The organism is Bacillus sp. R86525 (genome assembly GCF_042466195.1).
GTDB classification, from domain to species: Bacteria; Bacillota; Bacilli; order Bacillales; family Bacillaceae_G; genus Bacillus_A; species Bacillus_A nitratireducens.
Genome location: NZ_JAXHPX010000007.1, coordinates 2,526,554 through 2,546,202 on the forward strand (window position 1 = coordinate 2,526,554; position 19,649 = coordinate 2,546,202).

Annotated in this window: 15 protein-coding genes and 1 pseudogene; 13 read left to right on the plus strand and 3 right to left on the minus strand. The window is 33.1% G+C overall.

Annotated features, from left to right (window positions below; genetic code table 11):
• The first annotated feature begins 28 nt into the window (after positions 1 to 28).
• Together SJY24_RS15500 and SJY24_RS15505 are read left to right on the plus strand one after the other, a co-directional pair.
• The gene (locus SJY24_RS15500) at positions 29 to 595 is read left to right on the plus strand and encodes a TetR/AcrR family transcriptional regulator (protein ID WP_001107286.1); all 567 of its coding nucleotides are present in this window, start codon (positions 29 to 31) and stop codon (positions 593 to 595) included.
• Positions 596 to 847: 252 nt separating this feature from the next.
• Positions 848 to 3,964: an MMPL family transporter gene (locus SJY24_RS15505; RefSeq protein ID WP_377865314.1), complete on the plus strand. Its 3,117-nt coding sequence runs from the start codon at positions 848 to 850 to the stop codon at positions 3,962 to 3,964.
• A 29-nt stretch (positions 3,965 to 3,993) separates the two neighbouring features.
• On the opposite strand, the gene SJY24_RS15510 is transcribed toward SJY24_RS15505, so the two are convergent.
• The gene (locus SJY24_RS15510; RefSeq protein WP_377867260.1) at positions 3,994 to 4,434 is read right to left on the minus strand and encodes a stress protein; all 441 of its coding nucleotides are present in this window, start codon (positions 4,432 to 4,434) and stop codon (positions 3,994 to 3,996) included.
• 242 nt (positions 4,435 to 4,676) lie between these two features.
• On the opposite strand from SJY24_RS15510, the gene SJY24_RS15515 reads away from it, so the two are divergent.
• Together SJY24_RS15515 and ltaS are read left to right on the plus strand one after the other, a co-directional pair.
• Positions 4,677 to 6,302 (plus strand): ABC-F family ATP-binding cassette domain-containing protein, encoded by a 1,626-nt coding sequence (locus tag SJY24_RS15515; protein ID WP_000633871.1) that lies wholly within the window; start codon positions 4,677 to 4,679, stop codon positions 6,300 to 6,302.
• 530 nt (positions 6,303 to 6,832) lie between these two features.
• The gene (ltaS, locus tag SJY24_RS15520) at positions 6,833 to 8,806 is read left to right on the plus strand and encodes a lipoteichoic acid synthase (RefSeq protein ID WP_377865316.1); all 1,974 of its coding nucleotides are present in this window, start codon (positions 6,833 to 6,835) and stop codon (positions 8,804 to 8,806) included.
• A gap of 47 nt (positions 8,807 to 8,853) precedes the next feature.
• On the opposite strand, the gene SJY24_RS15525 is transcribed toward ltaS, so the two are convergent.
• Positions 8,854 to 10,302: a DHA2 family efflux MFS transporter permease subunit gene (locus SJY24_RS15525; protein WP_377865317.1), complete on the minus strand. Its 1,449-nt coding sequence runs from the start codon at positions 10,300 to 10,302 to the stop codon at positions 8,854 to 8,856.
• Between the two features lie 173 nt (positions 10,303 to 10,475).
• On the opposite strand from SJY24_RS15525, the gene SJY24_RS15530 reads away from it, so the two are divergent.
• The 5 genes and pseudogenes from SJY24_RS15530 to SJY24_RS15550 all read left to right on the plus strand — a co-directional run bounded on the left by SJY24_RS15530 (position 10,476) and on the right by SJY24_RS15550 (position 15,776).
• The gene (locus SJY24_RS15530) at positions 10,476 to 11,021 is read left to right on the plus strand and encodes a TetR/AcrR family transcriptional regulator (protein WP_377865319.1); all 546 of its coding nucleotides are present in this window, start codon (positions 10,476 to 10,478) and stop codon (positions 11,019 to 11,021) included.
• A 418-nt stretch (positions 11,022 to 11,439) separates the two neighbouring features.
• A complete protein-coding gene (locus SJY24_RS15535; RefSeq protein WP_377865320.1) occupies positions 11,440 to 13,545 on the plus strand; it encodes a BglG family transcription antiterminator in 2,106 nt (701 codons plus the stop codon).
• 13 nt (positions 13,546 to 13,558) lie between these two features.
• Positions 13,559 to 13,828: a PTS sugar transporter subunit IIB gene (locus SJY24_RS15540; RefSeq protein WP_000757313.1), complete on the plus strand. Its 270-nt coding sequence runs from the start codon at positions 13,559 to 13,561 to the stop codon at positions 13,826 to 13,828.
• Positions 13,829 to 13,852: 24 nt separating this feature from the next.
• Positions 13,853 to 15,128: pseudogene (locus SJY24_RS15545) on the plus strand (PTS ascorbate transporter subunit IIC).
• 222 nt (positions 15,129 to 15,350) lie between these two features.
• Positions 15,351 to 15,776 carry a WapI family immunity protein gene (locus SJY24_RS15550; protein WP_377865321.1) on the plus strand — a complete coding sequence of 142 codons (426 nt, stop codon included), beginning with the start codon at positions 15,351 to 15,353 and terminating at the stop codon, positions 15,774 to 15,776.
• A gap of 44 nt (positions 15,777 to 15,820) precedes the next feature.
• Here SJY24_RS15550 and SJY24_RS15555 read toward each other — a convergent pair whose 3' ends face one another.
• Positions 15,821 to 16,648 carry a peptidoglycan-N-acetylglucosamine deacetylase gene (locus SJY24_RS15555; protein ID WP_088009509.1) on the minus strand — a complete coding sequence of 276 codons (828 nt, stop codon included), beginning with the start codon at positions 16,646 to 16,648 and terminating at the stop codon, positions 15,821 to 15,823.
• Between the two features lie 218 nt (positions 16,649 to 16,866).
• Between SJY24_RS15555 and SJY24_RS15560 the strand changes: the two genes are divergently transcribed.
• The 4 genes from SJY24_RS15560 (at position 16,867) to SJY24_RS15575 (ending at position 19,634) form a co-directional block, all read left to right on the plus strand.
• Complete coding sequence (locus tag SJY24_RS15560; RefSeq protein ID WP_377865323.1) at positions 16,867 to 17,523, plus strand: aspartate/glutamate racemase family protein; 657 nt, start codon at positions 16,867 to 16,869, stop codon at positions 17,521 to 17,523.
• Positions 17,524 to 17,672: 149 nt separating this feature from the next.
• Entirely contained in the window at positions 17,673 to 18,356 is a 684-nt protein-coding gene (locus SJY24_RS15565) for a DNA alkylation repair protein (RefSeq protein WP_377865324.1), read from the plus strand.
• 14 nt (positions 18,357 to 18,370) lie between these two features.
• Complete coding sequence (locus SJY24_RS15570) at positions 18,371 to 19,072, plus strand: nucleotidyltransferase domain-containing protein (protein ID WP_377865325.1); 702 nt, start codon at positions 18,371 to 18,373, stop codon at positions 19,070 to 19,072.
• A 16-nt stretch (positions 19,073 to 19,088) separates the two neighbouring features.
• Positions 19,089 to 19,634 carry a GNAT family N-acetyltransferase gene (locus SJY24_RS15575; RefSeq protein ID WP_377865326.1) on the plus strand — a complete coding sequence of 182 codons (546 nt, stop codon included), beginning with the start codon at positions 19,089 to 19,091 and terminating at the stop codon, positions 19,632 to 19,634.
• Positions 19,635 to 19,649 lie beyond the last annotated feature (15 nt).

The following is a 19,649-nucleotide window of genomic DNA, read 5'->3' on the forward strand; positions in this document are numbered from 1 at the left end:
TTCATTCCTGAAAATTGAGGTGAGAAAAATGGCTAAAAATAAGCAAGAGGATATTTTTGATGCTGCTATAAAACTTTTCGCAGAGCGTGGTTACGATGGTACGACAATTCCGATGATCGCTGAAAAAGCAAATGTCGGCGCTGGTACTATTTATCGCTATTTTGAAAATAAAGAGGCACTCGTTAACTCACTATTTTCAAAAAGCATGTTGCAATTATCTGAAATACTAAAAACTGATTTTCCTGTTGAAGCAAATATTCGTGAACAGTTTAGTCATATTTATAACCGTTTATTTGAATTTGCGAGAAACAATGTGGATGCTTTTCTTTTTACAAATTCTCACTGTGATAGTTATTTTCTTGATGAACAGAGTAACAAAATATTTGACGATTTTATAGGCTTCTTTATGAATATTATAGAAGATGGAATCGCAAAAGGTTTTCTCCGTCCATTGCCTCCAGTTGCTTTAATTATTATTGTATATCAACCGTTAGAAAAATTAACTAAAGTAATGGCAACAGGGCAATTAGAATACTCAAAAGAATTAGTAAAAGAATTGGAAGAAAGCTCTTGGAATGCTATTAGAATCATTTGATTCTATAGCTTTATAAGGACAGGAATGAACATTCATTCCTAAATAAATATAAAAACGATTACAGGAGATGATATATCTGTACAATTAAAGGAATGAATATTCATTCCGTATGTAGTGATTTTGATAGAATTGAAAAATAATTTAATAGGATGATAGGAATGAACGTTCATTCCTAAATGATATTTTCAAAAATAGGGAATGAATATTCATTCCCTATGCAACATGAAACTCTAATAACAGGAGATGATTCATTTGAGCAAACTAAAAAGTTGGAGAAGTTTATCTTTTCTATTATGGATAGTTATTACTATTACAATGGTCGTAACGATGCCTAATATGGATAAACTAGTGAAGGAAAAAGGGCAAATCACAATCCCTAGTACAGAACAAAGCAGTATTGCTGACAAGATGATAAAAGAAATGGATAAAGAAGGGGCTGAAAAGTATGAAATTATAGCCGTCTTTAATAGTGGAGATAAAAACGCATTAACGAATGAACAGAAAGAGGAAATAACAAAAACGATCAACGCCCTCCAAAATGAAAAAGAGCAATTAGGAATTAAGGAAGTAGTTTCACATTTAGATAATAAAGACCTGGAAAAACAATTAATTTCCAAAGATAATACGACTGTTTTAACGCAAATATCGGTAGATAAAAAGCATGGTGAAGTATCAAAAGTTGCAAATAATCTCCATAAAAAAGTACAAACGAAAGGAGTTACAACGTACTTAACAGGAAGTGATTTAATAGCGGATGATTTTCTTAAATCCTCTCAAGAGGGCGTGAAAAAGACAGAAGTTATTTCGATCATTTTCATACTTGTAGTATTAATCATTGTATTCCGTTCACCAGTTGTTCCGATTATTTCTCTTCTTACAGTTGGTGTTTCGTATTTAATTTCAATGGGGATTATTGCCCATCTTGTAGATCAATTTAATTTTCCGTTTTCAAACTTTACACAAGTGTTTGTAGTAGTCGTCCTGTTTGGAGTGGGAACAGACTATAACATTTTATTATATACAAGGTTTAAAGAAGAATTAAGTAAACAAGAAAATGCATTTTTGGCTACGAAAGAAACGTTTAAATCGGCAGGTAAAACCGTTTTATATAGCGGGATAGCAGTACTAATTGGCTTTTCATCTCTTGCTTTAGCAAGTTTTAAATTATATCAATCTACTTCAGCAGTAGCAATTGGTGTTGCAGTATTACTACTCGTATTAACTACTTTAAATCCATTTTTCATGGTGCTTTTGGGAAAAGGAATGTTTTATCCAGTTAAAACATTTAAAGGTCATGAGGATAGTCGCTTATGGGGGTTTCTTGCGAAAAATTCAGTAGCAAGGCCATTTGTCGCTTTAATTATTGTATTCGTGATATCGATTCCTTTCGTATTAAAATACTCTAACATACTTAATTACAATGATTTATTTGAAGTAGATAATAAGTATGAATCAAAGATGGGGATTAACGTAATAGAAGATCATTTTCCGCCTGGTTTTTCTTCACCAAGTACGTTAGTCATTCAATCGAACAACAAGTTAGATGAGGCGACTTCTCTACAAACTTTAGATGAACTAACTGATAAAATTTCGAAAGTTAAAGGAGTTTCAGAGGTATATTCACCGACGCGTCCAACCGGTGATAAGATAAAAGAATTATATATAAATAAACAAGCGGGAGAACTGAATACAGGATTAGGAGATGCCAATGGTGGCATAAAAGAAATCAATGATGGATTAACGGATGCGAAAGATAAAATGGGTAGTAATGATTCAAATAGTCTCGCAAATGTTCAAAAGTTAATTGATGGAACGAACGAGGCGAAAAACGGTGTATCAGCATTAGGAACTGCTTTAAATCAATTATCGAATGGCATAAACGACGGTGCAAAAGGAGCGCAGAAAATCGAGAGTGGTTTAGCTTCAGTAAACGAAAATATAAGTGTATTATCAAATGCAACTTCACAGCTTCATGCTGGTTATGCACAGTTAGAAAAAGGTTTAAGTTCTTACGATCAATATTTCGGAAGTATTTCTCAAGCGATTGATGGCGCGAAAAAAGGTTATGAACAAATTGAAATGTTAATGACTAATTTCATTCAAACGAAACCAGAATTAGCAAATGATCCGAACATACAGCAAACGTTAGGAATTGCTAAGGAGGCTCAAAAACAATTAAATATACTTTCAAAAGAATTAAATCAATTGGCGGTGCAGCATAAAGCAGCGATGAATTCATTTAAAGAAGCGAATCAATCGTTATTGAAAGTCGATAATGGTTTAAAAGAAATGAATAATGGTGTTAATGAGTTACAAAAAGGAACTACTGGACTGAAAAACGGATTAAACGAAGGGGCTACAGGTTCAAAACAAATTGCGAACAAATCAGCTGAGTTACAATCCGGATTAACGAAAATAAACGATGGGCAAGGACAGTTATTAACTGGACTGAAGGACCTACAAGAACAGATGGGGCAATTACAATCAGGCTTATCTAAAAGTACAGAAGGCCTTGGAAAAGTAAGTAACGGTCTAGGGGATGCTCAGAAATATTTAGGCGAACTTAATGAATCAAAAAGCTCTGAGAAATTTTATATTCCAAAAGAAGTTTTAGAGGGAGAAGATTTCCAAAAATCATTGAATACGTACATGTCACATGATAGAAAGACTGCTAAAATGACAATCATTTTAGACGTAAATCCGTATTCAAAAGAAGCGATGCCAATCATTCAAGAAATTAATAAAACGATAGACGGTACGTTAAATGGTACAGAATTAAAATCAGCAAAAAAAGCGATCGGCGGGACAACAGCTAGAAACGTTGATTTAAAAGAAGTAACCGGGCAGGATTTCTTACGTACTGCTACAATTATGTTAATTGGAATTGCGATTGTATTAATCGTAATTACTCGTTCATTCTTAAACTCAATCTTTATTATTGGATCATTAATATTAGCGTACTTTGCATCACTTGGTATTAGTGAACAAATTAGTGCACACTTATTAAACGTAGGGTCATTAAGCTGGAATGTTCCATTCTTTAGCTTTATTATGATTGTCGCTTTAGGAGTGGATTATAGTATTTTTGTAATGATGCGATACAATGAGCTAGAAGGGGATTCAGTAACGAAAATCGTAAATGCATCTCGTCACATAGGAGGAGTCGTATTATCAGCAGCATTTATTTTAGGCGGAACATTTGCTGCATTAATCCCTTCAGGTGTATTGACACTTATACAAGTAGCATCCGTTGTTGGTGTTGCACTGTTACTATTAGCTATCATTGTGATGCCAATATTGTTACCTGCATTAATAGGGTTAAAGAGTAAAATGAAGAATTATACGAAGAAATTAAGTAATAGAAAATAAAAGAATCCCCCTTTAAAGAGGGGGATTCTTTATTTAATAAACTTGTCCAGCACATCTTTATATTTTGCAAATTCTTCGTCTTTCATATCGCCATTCATCTGTAAAAGGACGTTACCTTTTTCGTATGTATGAGAGAAGAACAGAGGAGATGAGTTTCCTAATTCATCGTAATATTTCTTAACTTGTTCTAAGTCGTCTTTCTTTGTAATTTCGAATAATCTACCGCCTTTATCTTCACTGAGCGCAGGTACGATAATACGTTTTCCTTCTTTTCGAAGATTACCAAATTCTTTTTCTGGAAGTCCAGTTGGATTTTCTGCTTGTAGACCAGCACTCTTAAATTCAGAGATAATTGAATTTACTGTTAATTTTGTTTCTTTTTTTTCTTGTTTTGATTCAGTAGGTGTTTTTGCATTGTTATTACCACCGCAGGCAGTTAAAGTAGCTAAAGATATACATAACGCACCAATTATTAATGTTTTCTTCAAAAAAATCCTTCTTAAAGTTTATTTTATTTCTGTACAATCTTGTTTCGTTAAAAATAAGGATTTTATTCATGGATGAAAAGAGATGAATAGCAATCAATCGTTGCTATTCATCCATCTTCTACTATATAATAGCTATAGTCTACAATAAGTGAATCGTAATTTGCGGTTTTTAAGACAATCGGTGAGAAAACGCTAAAATAAGCGGTATTAGTAGGAGGACACAAATGATTACAGTAAGTAACGTTAGTTTGCGTTTCGCGGATCGCAAATTGTTTGAAGATGTTAACATAAAATTCACGCCAGGTAACTGCTACGGTTTAATCGGAGCAAACGGTGCGGGTAAATCAACATTTCTAAAGATTTTATCTGGAGAAATCGAACAATCAACAGGTGATATACATATTACGCCAGGTGAGCGTCTAGCAGTATTAAAACAGAACCACTTCGAATATGAAGAGTTCCCAGTATTAGAAACAGTAATTATGGGTCACACGCAACTTTATAAAGTAATGCAAGAGAAAAATGCCATTTACATGAAAGAAGACTTTAGTGATGAAGATGGTATGCGTGCTGCTGAACTTGAAGGTGAGTTCGCTGAGCTTAACGGTTGGGAAGCAGAATCAGAAGCTGCAATCCTTCTTAAAGGTTTAGGTATTGGTGAAGACGTTCATGATAAGAAATTGTCAGAATTAACTGGGGCAGAGAAAGTAAAAGTATTACTTGCTCAAGCATTATTTGGTAAACCTGACATTCTATTACTAGATGAGCCTACCAACCACTTGGACTTAAAAGCGATTCAATGGTTAGAAAACTTCTTAATGAACTTTGAAAATACAGTAATCGTTGTATCCCATGACCGTCACTTCTTAAATAAAGTTTGTACGCACATGGCTGATCTTGATTTCGGTAAAATTCAACTTTATGTTGGTAACTATGACTTCTGGTATGAGTCAAGCCAATTAGCTTTAAAATTAACACAAGATGCTAATAAGAAAAAAGAAGAGAAAGTAAAAGAGTTACAAAACTTCATTGCACGCTTTAGCTCAAACGCATCTAAAGCGAAACAAGCAACTTCTCGTAAAAAATTATTAGATAAAATTACATTAGATGATATTAGACCATCATCACGTCGTTATCCATTCGTTGGCTTTACACCTGAGCGAGAAATAGGAAATGACTTGTTAACTGTTGAAGGTCTTTCTAAAACAATTGATGGTGAAAAAGTGTTAGATAATGTGTACTTCACTTTAAATAAAGGTGATAAAGTTGCATTTATCGGTCGTAACGATATTGCGATGACAACATTATTTAAAATCCTTATGGGTGAAATGGAGCCAGATAGCGGTTCATTTAAATGGGGCGTTACAACATCTCAATCTTACTTCCCAAGAGATAACTCTAAATACTTTGAGAACAGTGACTCCAACTTAGTTGATTGGTTACGCCAATTCTCTCCACAAGATGAGTCAGAAAGCTTCTTACGTGGTTTCTTAGGCCGTATGTTATTCTCAGGTGAAGAAGTTAAGAAGAACGTTTCTGTATTATCTGGAGGCGAAAAAGTTCGTTGTATGCTATCTAAAATGATGTTAAGTGGTGCGAACGTAATCACACTTGACGATCCAACGAACCATTTAGATCTTGAGTCTATCACTGCATTAAACAACGGTTTAATTGCATTTAAAGGTACAATGTTATTCACATCTCATGACCATCAGTTCGTACAAACAATTGCAAACCGCATTATCGAAGTAACGCCAAACGGTGTAATCGATAAAGAGGCTACTTACGATGAGTTCTTAGAAAATGAAGAACTTCAAAAACAAGTAGATGCAATGTACAAAGGTCAATAATAAATGATGAAAACCCTCGCTCTCGTTATGAGAGCGAGGGTTTTTTATAATCTTTGATTTTATGAATTATGAATAATTATTCAAAAATAACTTTAGAGAAGGAAAGAGATTTTGATGTTACATATAGAGGAATGGCTGAAGTATGAATAAACTTGAAATACATGAAGAGATTTAATATACACCGAAAGAAACAAATGCTATCTATTGTGAATTTCATTATATTACATTAATGTTCCAGAACTGGAGACATATTTATTTGCGAAGCAGTGAATAAAGGTTTATAGTATGTGGAGTCATAATTAGTGGATGAGCCTTGGGAGAAAACAGGAAATGTTACAAATTTATTTTGTTAAATAGAAACCAAGGTCAAAATGTTTAGAAAGAAATAGTTGAATAAATAAAAGTTACAAATTATAATTACTAATATTCTTCATATAGTTAAACAAATAAAATCTATTTGAAGAAGAAAAATTGAATAGAGAAACAGACTTATACAAAATAAGCCTTGGATGATCAAAAGAGGTGGAGAGATGCAACAATTTTTATTAAAGAGTAAACGAGTATTAAGTAATCATTTTGGATTTTTCGTATTTGCCGTTATTTTACTTTGGTTAAAAACATATGCAGCATATGTGACAGAATTTAATTTAGGGATATCGAACACAATCCAAAAATTCTTACTGTTTTTCAACCCGTTAAGCTCAGCAGTTCTATTTTTAGGTCTAGCATTATTTGCAAAGGGGAAACGAGCTTATATTTGGTTAATTATTATTAATTTGTTAATGTCTATACTTTTATACGCAAACGTAGTATATTATCGTTTTTTCAGCGACTTTATTACGTTCCCGACATTAACACAAACGAATAACTTTGGGGATTTAGGTGGTAGTATTTTTGCATTGCTACACTTATATGATCCACTATATTTCTTAGATACGATCATTCTAATTGTTTTAGTCGCAACGAAATTTGTAAATCCTAAACCAATCCGTGTTGCGAAACATAAATTATCTCTAGTATTCGTAGCAGGTATTTTATTCTTTAGCGTTAACTTAGGTCTTGCAGAATCTGACCGTCCTGAATTGTTAACTAGAACGTTTGACCGCAATTATATCGTGAAATATTTAGGGGCGTACAACTTTACGATTTATGACGGTATTCAAAGTGCGAAAGCATCAACCGAAAGAGCATTAGCTGATGGAGATAATATGACAGAAGTTAGAAACTATCTTTCATCAACGTATGCAAGTCCAAATCCTGAGTATTTTGGTAAAGGAAAAGGAATGAACGTAATTTATATTCATTTAGAGTCATTCCAAAACTTTTTACTAAATTACAAATTAAATGGCCAAGAAGTTACACCGTTCTTAAACTCATTTACAAAAGATGCGAATACGTTATACTTTGATAACTTCTTCCATCAAACAGGACAGGGTAAAACATCTGATGCTGAGTTCATGTTAGAGAACTCAATGTTTGGATTACCGCAAGGATCTGTTTTTACAAATAAAGCTAATAACACATATCAATCAGCACCAGCTATTTTAGGTCAACAAGGATATACATCAGCAGTGTTCCACGGTAACTACAAAACATTCTGGAACCGTGATGAAATTTATAAATCATTTGGTTTTAATAAATTCTTTGATGCGTCATACTATGATATGAACGAAAAAGATGTAGTAAACTATGGCTTAAAAGATAAACCGTTCTTTAATGAATCGATTCCGTTATTACAAACGTTGAAACAACCGTTCTATACGAAGTTCATTACGTTATCGAACCATTTCCCTTATCCTATTGATAAAGCGGAAGCAACGATTGAACCAGCTAAAACAGGTGATTCATCAGTAGATACGTACTTCCAAACAGCACGCTATTTAGATGAGTCTGTGAAAGGATTCATTGATTACTTGAAACAATCTGGTTTATACGATAACTCAATTATCGTTATGTACGGTGACCATTACGGTATATCAGATAATCATAGCGCAGCAATGTCTCAAATAATGGGTAAAGAAATGAACTCATTTGAAAATGCTCAATTACAACGTGTACCTTTAATCATTCGCGTACCAGGAATGGAAGGCGGCGTACAACATCAATACGGCGGAGAAATTGACGTTCTTCCAACGTTATTACACTTACTAGGTACAGATACGAAAAATTATGTCCAATTCGGATCAGATTTATTATCACCAGAGCATAAACAAGTCGTTCCGTTCCGTAACGGTAACTACGTAAGCCCAACAGTTACTGCACTTAACGGCAAATACTATGATACAGCGACTGGGAAACCTGTAGAATTTACAGATGAAATAAAACAAAATGAACAAATGGTTCAAAAATCACTAAAATACTCCGATCAAGTTGTTAACGGTGACTTATTACGATTCTACACACCAGAAGGCTTCACTCCAGTAGATCGTTCTAAGTACAACTATAACCATCGTGATAAAAATAAAACGAAGGTAAAGACGACTGAAGACGGGGCAACGAAATAAATAATAAAAAATCCTACTCGTATGGAATACGAGTAGGATTTTTTATTTTAAGAGTTATTTCCGGATTTTTGGAGTGCTACTTTTTTAGGCATAAAACATGCAATTATTAAAGCTACAAAAGATAAGACTAGCATAAATACGTAGGCATCACTTGAGCTGAAGATAGAAGATAATTTTGTTACTTGCATAGCTGATATGCTTTCGTTCCCGCTAGATAAATGTGAAGTATATGAAGTGGATTGAATTGTATACACCGTGATGATAACTGCTGTTCCAATAGCACCTGCTAATTGGCGAATGGTGTTATTTACTGCTGAACCATGTGAACCCAGTTCTCTTGGTAAAGCATTTAAGCCTGCTGTATTTAAAGGCATCGAAATGAAACTTAATCCAATTCGTAGAATAATGGTACGAACCATTAAATACATATAAGTTGTGGATTCGGTCAAATCAATTACACCCCACATCGAAATAATGATACATATTAAGCCTGTAATAAAGAGTGGCTTTGCTCCGTATTTATCAAACATTTTCCCTGTGATAGGTGATAAGAAGGCATTAATCACAGCTCCAGGTAATAGAAGTAAACCTGATTCAAATGCAGTAAAACCTCGTCCGTTTTGCAAGTAAATCGGTAAAAGAATTAAATCTGCATACATAATCATCGTAATGAGTACGTTAATGACTGATGTAAGAGTGAAAATTTTATATTTAAATACGGATAAATTTAATAGTGGATCGCTAGACTTTATTTGACGTAAACAGAATAGAGTTGTAACGATTATTCCGATGATAATTGTAGTAATAACAACTGGATGATCCCATCCTTTGCTTCCTGCACTACTAAATCCGAATATAATACAACCAAAGCCAATCGTTGATAAAATGACACTTACGATGTCCAATTTTGCTTTTGCTGTATCTGCAACATTCATCAAATATTTAAGTGCAAGAATAATAACAATGCATACGAATGGAGCTAATCCAATAAATAGCCATCTCCATGATACATATTCAATGATAAATCCAGATAATGTTGGAGCGATGGCTGGCGCAAAAATTATGGCGAAACCGATGGTTCCCATAATACTGCCACGCTTTTCACTAGGGTATAAATATAAAATAACTGTCATCATTAGCGGCATTATAATTCCTGCCCCAACTGCTTGAATCATTCTTCCAGTTAACAGAATGCCAAAATTCATGGCGCATGCACACAGAACAGTCCCAATAAACAAAGAGAGCATTGAGCTAATAAATAGCTGCCTAGTTGTAAATCGTTTCATTAAAAATGCAGTTATTGGCACGAGAACACCATTTATGAGCATAAATCCTGTCGATAGCCATTGAATTGTTGCAGCCGTAACATCAAATACCTCCATTAAATTACTCATTGCCACATTTAATAGCGTTTGATTTAATGTTGATAGAAAACAGCCGGCAATGAGCACAACTAATATAATTTTTTTATTTCTTTCTGATATTTCCTTTTGCATCGGTTAACTCCTTTATTGTTTTCTTGATTTATCAACACTGTGTCGATAAAATTAATGGTAACAAAATAAATTTTCTTTGACCATGAACAGTTTTGTTGAAAATGTTCACTACTCGACATAGTAGATGTGCACTGTCGAGTAAGTAAAGAGAAAATCTATAAAGGAGTTTCAAAATGTCTACACCTAAAAAAGAAGATCCTCGTACAGTTCGTTCAAGAGAAATGTTTAAAAATGCTGTTTTTTCTCTCCTATGTGAGAATCCTAGTATTTCAAGCTTAACGGTTCAAAAAGTAGCAACAAAGGCAGGATTAAATCGAACAACCTTTTACTTACATTATCAAGATATTCAAGATTTATTAGAACAAATCACTAACGAGATTTTAAATGAGCTTTCTAATAAAATTGTTGATTTAATACATGCAAAAGATTTATCAGAAAAACAAAAGCTAATACAATTGCTTGATTATTTATATAAACACCGAAATTATTTATTTATCTTATTTAAAATGAATCAATTTGAGGAGCAATTATTTTTATTTTTAAAGCAATTAATAGAAACGAGAAGAGAGAATACGAAAAAGGATTTACCGGATGATTATGTTGCAGTTGATATTAAAACAGCTTCATTAGTAGGTATCATCATGTGGTGGATAAGGAATGGACTTCACTTTAGTTCAGATTATATTGCAAATCAAATTTATTTTATGTATAAAGGGTAATAAGTTAAAAATATTTTATATATTGCTACATTGTATTATTAAGTGTGACACCTAAAGAAAAAAGCAAAAAAGTCCATCTCGCTTCGTGTAAAGTAGAAGTTACTACACCACTTACTTACGTGGAAATCTGCCCATGAAGCGTTTCAAGAGAAACTGTCGCACTTAGGCTGACAAATTGTCTTTAAAATAAAGATATGTATTGTGTAATTTCGTATACCGTATGTATGTAATGAAATTTAAAAATAAAAGTACAAGTACAATCATTGCACTGTGCATAAACAAGAATTTGGACTTAATTTTAGAAGAGATACAAGATAAGATATTAATAGAAAGCGATTTCAAATTCTAATTTTGCAAAGTTAGTATCTATACTTGCAATTCTACTTAAGAACAAGTATAGAAAGGGTGTATATCATATATGATATTAGATAATCGAAGTATAAGTATTTTACAACAAATTATTCAAGCGGATAGCTATGTTTCTGTATCTCAATTAATGGAAGTCATACAAGTTTCAAAGCGAACAATTTATTATGATATGAAGAAAATAGAAGATTGGTTAGTTGCAGAGGATTTAAATTCATATGAATATATTCGCCCTTTAGGCTACTGTTTTGATAATGAAACGAAGCAAAGAGTGATAAAAAAGTTAAATGGATTTACAACAAGCCAATATGAATATTCTCCACAAGAACGAAAAATATTGATGGTTCTTTATTTACTAACAATGGAGAAAAGAATTCTATTAGAAGACTTAATAGAACTTGTGCAAGTCAGTCGTAATACTGCTCTTGCTGACTTAAAAAAAATAAAAGCAGAGTTAGTGAAGTTTAAGCTCGCATTAAACTTTAATCGTAAACATGGCTACAATATTATAGGGAATGAACATGGAAAACGAAATATATTAATCTTAAATCTTTCACAAATAATTTCAAAGCATGGATGGGAATATTTAATATCGCATGTGAAATATATTATGAATGATAATAAAAATGTAAAAGGTAATAAAGATCACGAGGAACTTCTTATAATAAAAAATATTTTATCAAATTGTGAAGAGCTTTTAGGGGTCCAGTACACAGATGAGGTACTTGAAAGTTTAAGCGTTTACATGTATTTATTCCGCAATCGTATTGTAAATGGAAAATGTGTTGAGATGGAAGATGCTGAAAAGGATGTACTAAGAGAAACAAAACAATTTGAAGCAGCAAAATATATTGCAAAACAGTTTGAAAGAGTATTTTTCGTGAATTTTCCAATAGATGAAATTTATTATATTACGACTCATTTGTTAGGAGCAAAAGTAAATGCTCAACAAAAAGACTTTGAAAAAAGTGAGATTGATGGAATACATTCAATGGTCGGATATATGATAAAGGATTTTCAACATTATGCTTGTGTTATATTTCAAGATTTTAAAGGACTTGCTTCAGACCTATATCTGCATATGAAACCGGCATATTATCGTGTAAAGTACGGGATTGAAATAGAAAATCCATTACTTTATACAATCCAGAAAAATTATGAAGAAGTATATACTCTTACAAAAAAAGTAATTCATCATTTTGAAGAATATGTTGGAAAAATAGTTTCAGATGATGAAATGGCATATATTACTATGCACTTTGGTGCTTGGATGAGGAAAGAGGGAATCGTTCCCATCCCAAGAAAAACCGCGCTACTTGTTTGTCCAAATGGTATTGGTACATCACGTATGTTGCAGTACCAATTAGAGCAAGTGTTTTCAAGTGTAGATATTTTAAAAGCCATTTCAAAGCGGGAATATGAATCAAATACATTTGATGTAGATTGTATTATTACTACAACTGAACTGGAGAAGGGGAAAATTCCTATCTTTATGGTAAATCCAATTTTGACCGATTCCGAAAAAGCATCGTTACTACGAAAAGTCAATGTAGCTTTATATGGCGAAAATCAAAATGATTCAGTTGATATGATGATGGGTATTATCCAAAAATACACAGACATTTTAGATGAAAAATCTTTGAAAAATGAATTGAGAGAGTTTATGAGTGGTCCGGTACATATTGATATGGAGGAGAGATATAAGCCTATGTTAAATGAGCTATTAACTAGAGAATTTATAGAGCTTGAGAATCACGTTGAGACGTGGGAGGAAGCAATTCGTGTTGCGTCGGAACCTCTATTACAAAGTGGACATATTTCTGAAGAATATATTTCTGAAATGATTGCGAATGTAAAGAAGTTAGGCCCGTATATTGTAATTGCACCTAAAATCGCTATACCTCATGCTCGTCCAGAAGCAGGTGTCAAAAAATTAGGGATGAGTTTATTACAACTAAAAGAGGGTGTGTTATTTTCAGAAAAACAAGAGCATGCTGTAAATTTAATTATTGTATTAGCAGCTATAGATAACGAGACACATTTGAAGGCATTGGCACAATTAAGTGAGATGTTATCTGAACCAACGAACATAGAAATGTTAATGCATTCAAATTCAAAAGATAAAATGCTAGAAATGATAGCTAAATATTCTAATTAAAGGGGAGATTGAAATGAAAAAAGTATTAGTTGTATGTGGAAATGGATTAGGAAGTAGTTTTATTATAGAAATGAATGTAAAGAAAATATTAACTGAACTTGGTATGCAAGCTGAAGTTTCACATACGGATTTAGCATCAAGTAAATCAGAACAAGCAGATCTATATTTAGGTGCGAAAGATATCATTTGCAACCTTGAAGATGGTACTCGCACAGTTGCTGGATTAACAAACATTCTAGATTTAAATGAAATTAAAGAAGCATTACAAAAACACCTGATGTAGAAACGGTGAAAGGGGAGTAGTGCTATGTTTGATTTAATAATGAAAGATATTTTGGGACAGCCTGCAATATTAGTTGGATTGTTTGCTATGTGTGGTTTACTATTGCAAAAAAAGAATTTTGCAGATACAGTTTCAGGAACATTAAAAACAATTATGGGCTTCGTCGTTTTAGGAGGCGGAGCCACTATATTAATAGGGGCTTTAGATGTTTTTGGTAAAATATTTGATAAAGCATTTCATATTAAAGGGATTATTCCAAATAACGAAGCTGTTGTTGCGATAGCACAGCAAACTTTAGGAACAGAAACGGCATTAATTATGGTATTTGGGATGATTGCTAATTTACTAATTGCACGATTTACAAGATTTAAATATGTATTTTTAACTGGTCATCATACCTTATTCATGGCATGTTTAATTTCAGCTGTATTTTCAACTACAGGGATGAAAGGCGCTTCACTAGTTATTAGTGGGTCTATTATTTTAGGATTACTTATGGTCATTTTTCCAGCTCTACTTCAACCGTATGTTAGAAAAATTACGGGAATGGATGATATCGCAATTGGCCATTTCGGTTCAGTTGGGTATTTAGCAGCAGGATTTGTTGGTAGTAAATTTGGAAATAAGGAAAAATCTACAGAACAAATTAAAGTACCGAAGTCATTAGGGTTTTTACGTGATACATCAGTTTCTATGTCATTAACAATGGCTGTGTTATTCTTTATTGTTGCACCATTTGCTGGGAAAAACTTTATCGAAACAGAATTAAGTAACGGACAAAATTATCTCGTGTATTCATTCATGCAAGCAAGCAATTACATTCGCTGCGGGTGTATATATTATTCTAGCTGGTGTCCGTATGTTGATTGCAGAAATTGTCCCTGCATTTAAAGGGATAGCAGATAAACTTGTACCAAATGCCAAACCAGCATTAGATTGTCCAACAATCTTCCCATTCGCGCCAAATGCAGTTATTATTGGCTTTTTAACAAGTTTTATTGCTGGATTACTATCTATGTTTATTCTTCCGTTTATCGGATTAAGTGTAATAGTGCCAGGATTAATTCCTCATTTCTTCACAGGGGCAACAGCTGCTGTATTTGGAAATGCAACTGGAGGAAGACGAGGAGCAATACTTGGAGCTTTTGTAAATGGATTATTGATCTCATTCCTACCAGCTATATTACTACCTATATTAGGTGGATTAGGATTTGAAAATACAACATTCGGTGATTCCGACTTTGCTGTTGTTGGTATTTTAATTAGTGAAATTGCGAAATTGCTAGGGAATGTTTTCTAAATAATAGAGCATAAAAAGACTTGAATTCTAATTATGAATTCAAGTCTTTTTATTTAAATATTAAAGTGTAAGAAAGTGAGGGGATTTGAATAAAGGAAATAGGGATTGGTTTGAAAAAAATGTGTTATGATTGTTTGTAAAATCTTTTGATTTTCCTTGAGGATCAATATTGAAACAGAAAAGCATATTTTTAAAATAGGATAAAATAAAAGGAGTTTATGCATGAATTTTCAAAATGAAAAAATATCATTACATTTAGAGGTTGTAAATTACCAATATAAAGATGCAATAGACGAGTGTGATAGAAATTGGTTAAGAGTAAAGGCGAACCTATCAGAAGAAAATAAAGTTTTTGAAACAATGGATCCTTTTTTACAAACATACGACTTACAGTACATGGTAAAATGGTTTGAATTTTTACCAAACCCTACATATAATGAACTAGATTTCATAGAACCAAATTTAGCGTTTGAATTTATGGGAGAAAAAGAAGGGAAGTTTCATATTGTTATTCGCTTATCACTGGAACTTAAACCCGCATGGTGTAAGGAAGAAGAGTACGAATTTTCTATCGGTATCACTCAAGGTGATAGGGAGAATATTATTCGTTCTATTGAAGAGCAACAAAGGAAATTTCCAAAACGATAATAAAAAAGACTTGATAACCTACTAGAGGAAATCAAGTCTTTTTATTACATACGATTATCATGCCAGAAGTTTAATGGGAAGTGTTCGTTCTCATTATAGGCTTCTAATTCATATCCTCTTTCTTTCAGCCCTTTAATAATACCAGGTACTGCTTTAACTGATTGTGGATGAATATCATGCATTAGAATAACTTCTGTTGGGTTTGTAGCACCATGTAGAACGTTTTCTACGATTTTAGCAGATGCAGCGTCTACTGGCATTTTGTTGTATTTCCAGTCTAATGAATCAATTGTCCAGTCCCAAACTTTTAAACCATTTTCGACAACTTTGTTGCGAAGGGCTTCATTTAAGCCTGGCATTGAGCCGTAAGCAGGGCGTGTTAATACTGGTGATTTTCCTAGAACACCAGCGATTAAGCCTTGGTCTTCTTTCATTTCATCAACGTAATGACCTTCTGTGTACAGCTTCTTGTAGTTATGAGTCATACTGTGCATCCCAACATAGTGGCCTTCAGCATTTTCACGTTTTACAAGATCAGGGAAAGCTTTCACGTTTGAACCAATTAGGAAGAATGTTGCTTTTGCATTTTCACTTTTTAACATATCTAAAAGCTCAGCTGTGTATTTTCCAGGACCATCATCAAATGTTAAGTAAGCAACTTTTCTAACCTGCCCATTATAGTGTTTTGGAGCTTCTTTTGGTGCTAGGGATGTTTGAATTTCACTTACAAGTTGAACAGATTTAGCTTCATCCTCTGTACTTGCTAGAGCGATATGTGTTGATCCGTAAGCAGCTTCGTATGTAAATAATACCCCAGCGCAAATCAACAGAGCCCTTTTCACTAAAGTTGTCATCCGAATTCCATTGTGCATAATTTTCCTACTCTCTATAAAAGTTCTACTCTACTATATTAGCAATTTTAGAGGGGGAAATGCAAAAAAACTTTTTTACAAGCGCAAAAAATTTTGTTAAAAAGTATGTAAGATTTCACTGTTTTGCAGGTTTGAAAAAATGAAACAAGAATTAAATGAATGGAACTGCATGTAAAATGGTTCATTCACGTTTTTTGTTTTAGAAAGGGAGGATAAGGATGAAAAAATTAGCTTGTTTACATGCTCATCATTCAAATATTGAATACATTGACCGAGTGTTGCAATCTTTTGAAATAGAAATACTCCATTTTGTAGATTCAATCTTATCACACAGACTAAAAATAGAACGAGAACAAGCACGAAATAATTTAAAAGATATTATAAAGTATATAGCTGAAAGTGATGTAGATACACTTTTAATAACTTGTACAGATTATATCACGTTATTAGATGAGAATTTCAAAATAGACATACCTATATTGAAAATTGATGAGCCATTCTTTGAAATGATTTGTCTGGTTGAAGAGCCACAGACCATACTATTTACAAATAACCGTACTGTTTCAGGAACGATGGAACGTTTAAGACTATACGCTCAGCAGAATAATAAACCCATACAAGTAAAAGTAGAAGTGATAGAAGGGATATTTGAGTTAATTATGCAAGGGCGTAAAGAAGAGCATGATGCTAAATTAGAAAAGTATTTATACGAAATTATGAAAGATAGAAATGAAGTGTTTTTAGTTGCACAATTATCGATGGTAGACGCTGCTACAAGGGTAGAAAATATAATAGGAAGGAACATAATAAATCCGTTGAATGCGCTAGTGGAGTATTGTATACAGAGTGTCAATGAGCTACCGTGTGAAAAATAAGGAAGAGAATGTTTTTTGTTTTAAAGAACATCAATAAAAATTTCACATACCGTATTTAAAAAATAAATATAGAAAAACAAAAAAAATAATGTAGAATATATCGTACATACATATATAAAGTCAACATAAAACATAAAAGAGGTGGGCATATGTTACTTGAAGAAGTAATGCAGCAACTAGAAGAGTATGGGACGGAACAAACTCGTAAGACGTATAGAAACCACGGAGCGAAAGAGCCGTTATTTGGAGTTAGTTTTGCGAATTTAAAATTGTTAAAAAAGAAGATAAAAAAAGATCATGATTTAGCAATTTCATTATGGGCAACAAAAAATATGGATGCAATGACATTAGCAACGATGATTTTAGATCCGAAGAAACTAACGTCAGAACAACTAAATAGATGGGTTCAGGATGTTGATTACTATTGTTTAATGGACGTTCTTATGACAGCTATATGTACGTCACCAATCGCGATAGAAAGAATGGAAGAATGGACGAAGTCTGATGAAGAATGGATTGGAAGAGCTGGTTGGTCATTATTAGCGAATATCGCAATAAAAAATAAAACGTTAGACGATGGCTTCTTCTTACCGTATTTAGAGGTGATTAAAGTACATATACATAATGAAAAAAACAGAAAAAGAGAAGCAATGAATAGTGCATTAATTGCGATAGGGATTCGAAATGAAGCTTTAGAGAAACAAGCAATTGAAATTGCACGTAAAATTGGAAAAGTAGAAGTTGATCATGGCGCAACGTCATGCAAAACTCCAGATGCAGAACCATATATTAAAAAGGCACGAGAAAGAGCTGAAAAAAGGAAAGTAAAATAAGAAGGGGTAAGATTATGAAACCAATTGAAGCGGCACGAAGCATAATTACATCACAATTTTCGAATTGTGATGTTGCTTTACTAGGGGGAAGTGTTGTTAGAGGAGAGGCTACGAAAACATCTGACCTTGATATTGTAATATTCGACCAAAGTTTGTCATCTTGTTATAGAGAATCTTTCTATAGTAATGGTTGGCCTGTTGAAGTATTCGTACATAATTTTGAAACGTATAAAACTTTTTTAAAAATGGATTGTGACCGCGGGAGACCTTCGTTACCACAATTAGTTTCAGAGGGGATTGCATTAAAAGGGGAAAATGAAATTGTTGAGAAATTAAAAAGAGAAGCGAGTGATTTACTAAATAAAGGACCAGCAAAATGGACCGAAGAAATGATGAAACAGAAGCGATATTTTATTACGGATACTTTGGATGATTTCATTGGTGCAACAAAGAGAGAAGAAGAATTGTTCATCGCCAATTTATTAGCTGATTTAGTACATGAATATGTATTAAAAGTAAATGGTCAATGGCTTGGAAATTCAAAATGGTTTATTAGAGTATTAAAAAGATATGACGAACAATATGCAAACCAATTTGTAGCAGCTTTTGATCATTTTTATAAAACAGGAGATAAAAATGAATTAATTAGTTTTATAGAAAAAACGCTAGATCAGTATGGAGGAAGAGTGTTCGAAGGGTTTTCTATCGGGAAATGAAAAGGGGATAGCCAAAATGAATGTACCATTCATTCAATTAAGAGATTTGACACAATACGATGTAGAAGATCGATATCAATGGTCATTAGATACAGAAGTAACAAAACATTTAGTTGTACCAGATCAATATCCACCGTTCACTCGTGAAGATACGAGAAGATGGATTGAAGCATGCATAAGTCGAGAGAATGGTTATGAACAACGAGCTATCGTTACAAAGGAAGGTCTACACATTGGATGGATAGACCTGAAAAACTTTGATCAAACAAATAAAAATGCTGAACTAGGGATTGCCATTGGAAATAAAGAATATTGGGGTAAAGGATATGGAATGGCAGCTCTATACAGCATGTTACAAATTGGCTTTTCTGTATTCGAATTAGAAAAAATATGGCTACGAGTAGACGAAGATAATTTACAAGCTAGAAAGAGTTATGAAAAAGCAGGATTTGTTTGTGAAGGACTAATGAGAAATGATAGATTACGTCATGGTAAATTCATTCATCGCTATCGTTATAGTATGTTAAAAGAAGAATATCAATCTTCATTTAATAGATTATAAAAATATTATGTCGAC

Bases quoted from the DNA above. Each gene is read 5' to 3' on its own strand.
- SJY24_RS15500 (WP_001107286.1), top strand. From the start codon at position 29: ATGGCTAAAAATAAGCAAGAGGATATTTTTGATGCTGCTATAAAACTT.
- SJY24_RS15515 (WP_000633871.1), top strand. From the start codon at position 4,677: ATGATTACAGTAAGTAACGTTAGTTTGCGTTTCGCGGATCGCAAATTG.
- ltaS (WP_377865316.1), top strand. From the start codon at position 6,833: ATGCAACAATTTTTATTAAAGAGTAAACGAGTATTAAGTAATCATTTT.
- SJY24_RS15525 (WP_377865317.1), bottom strand. From the start codon at position 10,302: ATGCAAAAGGAAATATCAGAAAGAAATAAAAAAATTATATTAGTTGTG.
- SJY24_RS15530 (WP_377865319.1), top strand. From the start codon at position 10,476: ATGTCTACACCTAAAAAAGAAGATCCTCGTACAGTTCGTTCAAGAGAA.
- SJY24_RS15535 (WP_377865320.1), top strand. From the start codon at position 11,440: ATGATATTAGATAATCGAAGTATAAGTATTTTACAACAAATTATTCAA.
- SJY24_RS15540 (WP_000757313.1), top strand. From the start codon at position 13,559: ATGAAAAAAGTATTAGTTGTATGTGGAAATGGATTAGGAAGTAGTTTT.
- SJY24_RS15550 (WP_377865321.1), top strand. From the start codon at position 15,351: ATGAATTTTCAAAATGAAAAAATATCATTACATTTAGAGGTTGTAAAT.
- SJY24_RS15555 (WP_088009509.1), bottom strand. From the start codon at position 16,648: ATGCACAATGGAATTCGGATGACAACTTTAGTGAAAAGGGCTCTGTTG.
- SJY24_RS15560 (WP_377865323.1), top strand. From the start codon at position 16,867: ATGAAAAAATTAGCTTGTTTACATGCTCATCATTCAAATATTGAATAC.
- SJY24_RS15565 (WP_377865324.1), top strand. From the start codon at position 17,673: ATGTTACTTGAAGAAGTAATGCAGCAACTAGAAGAGTATGGGACGGAA.
- SJY24_RS15570 (WP_377865325.1), top strand. From the start codon at position 18,371: ATGAAACCAATTGAAGCGGCACGAAGCATAATTACATCACAATTTTCG.
- SJY24_RS15575 (WP_377865326.1), top strand. From the start codon at position 19,089: ATGAATGTACCATTCATTCAATTAAGAGATTTGACACAATACGATGTA.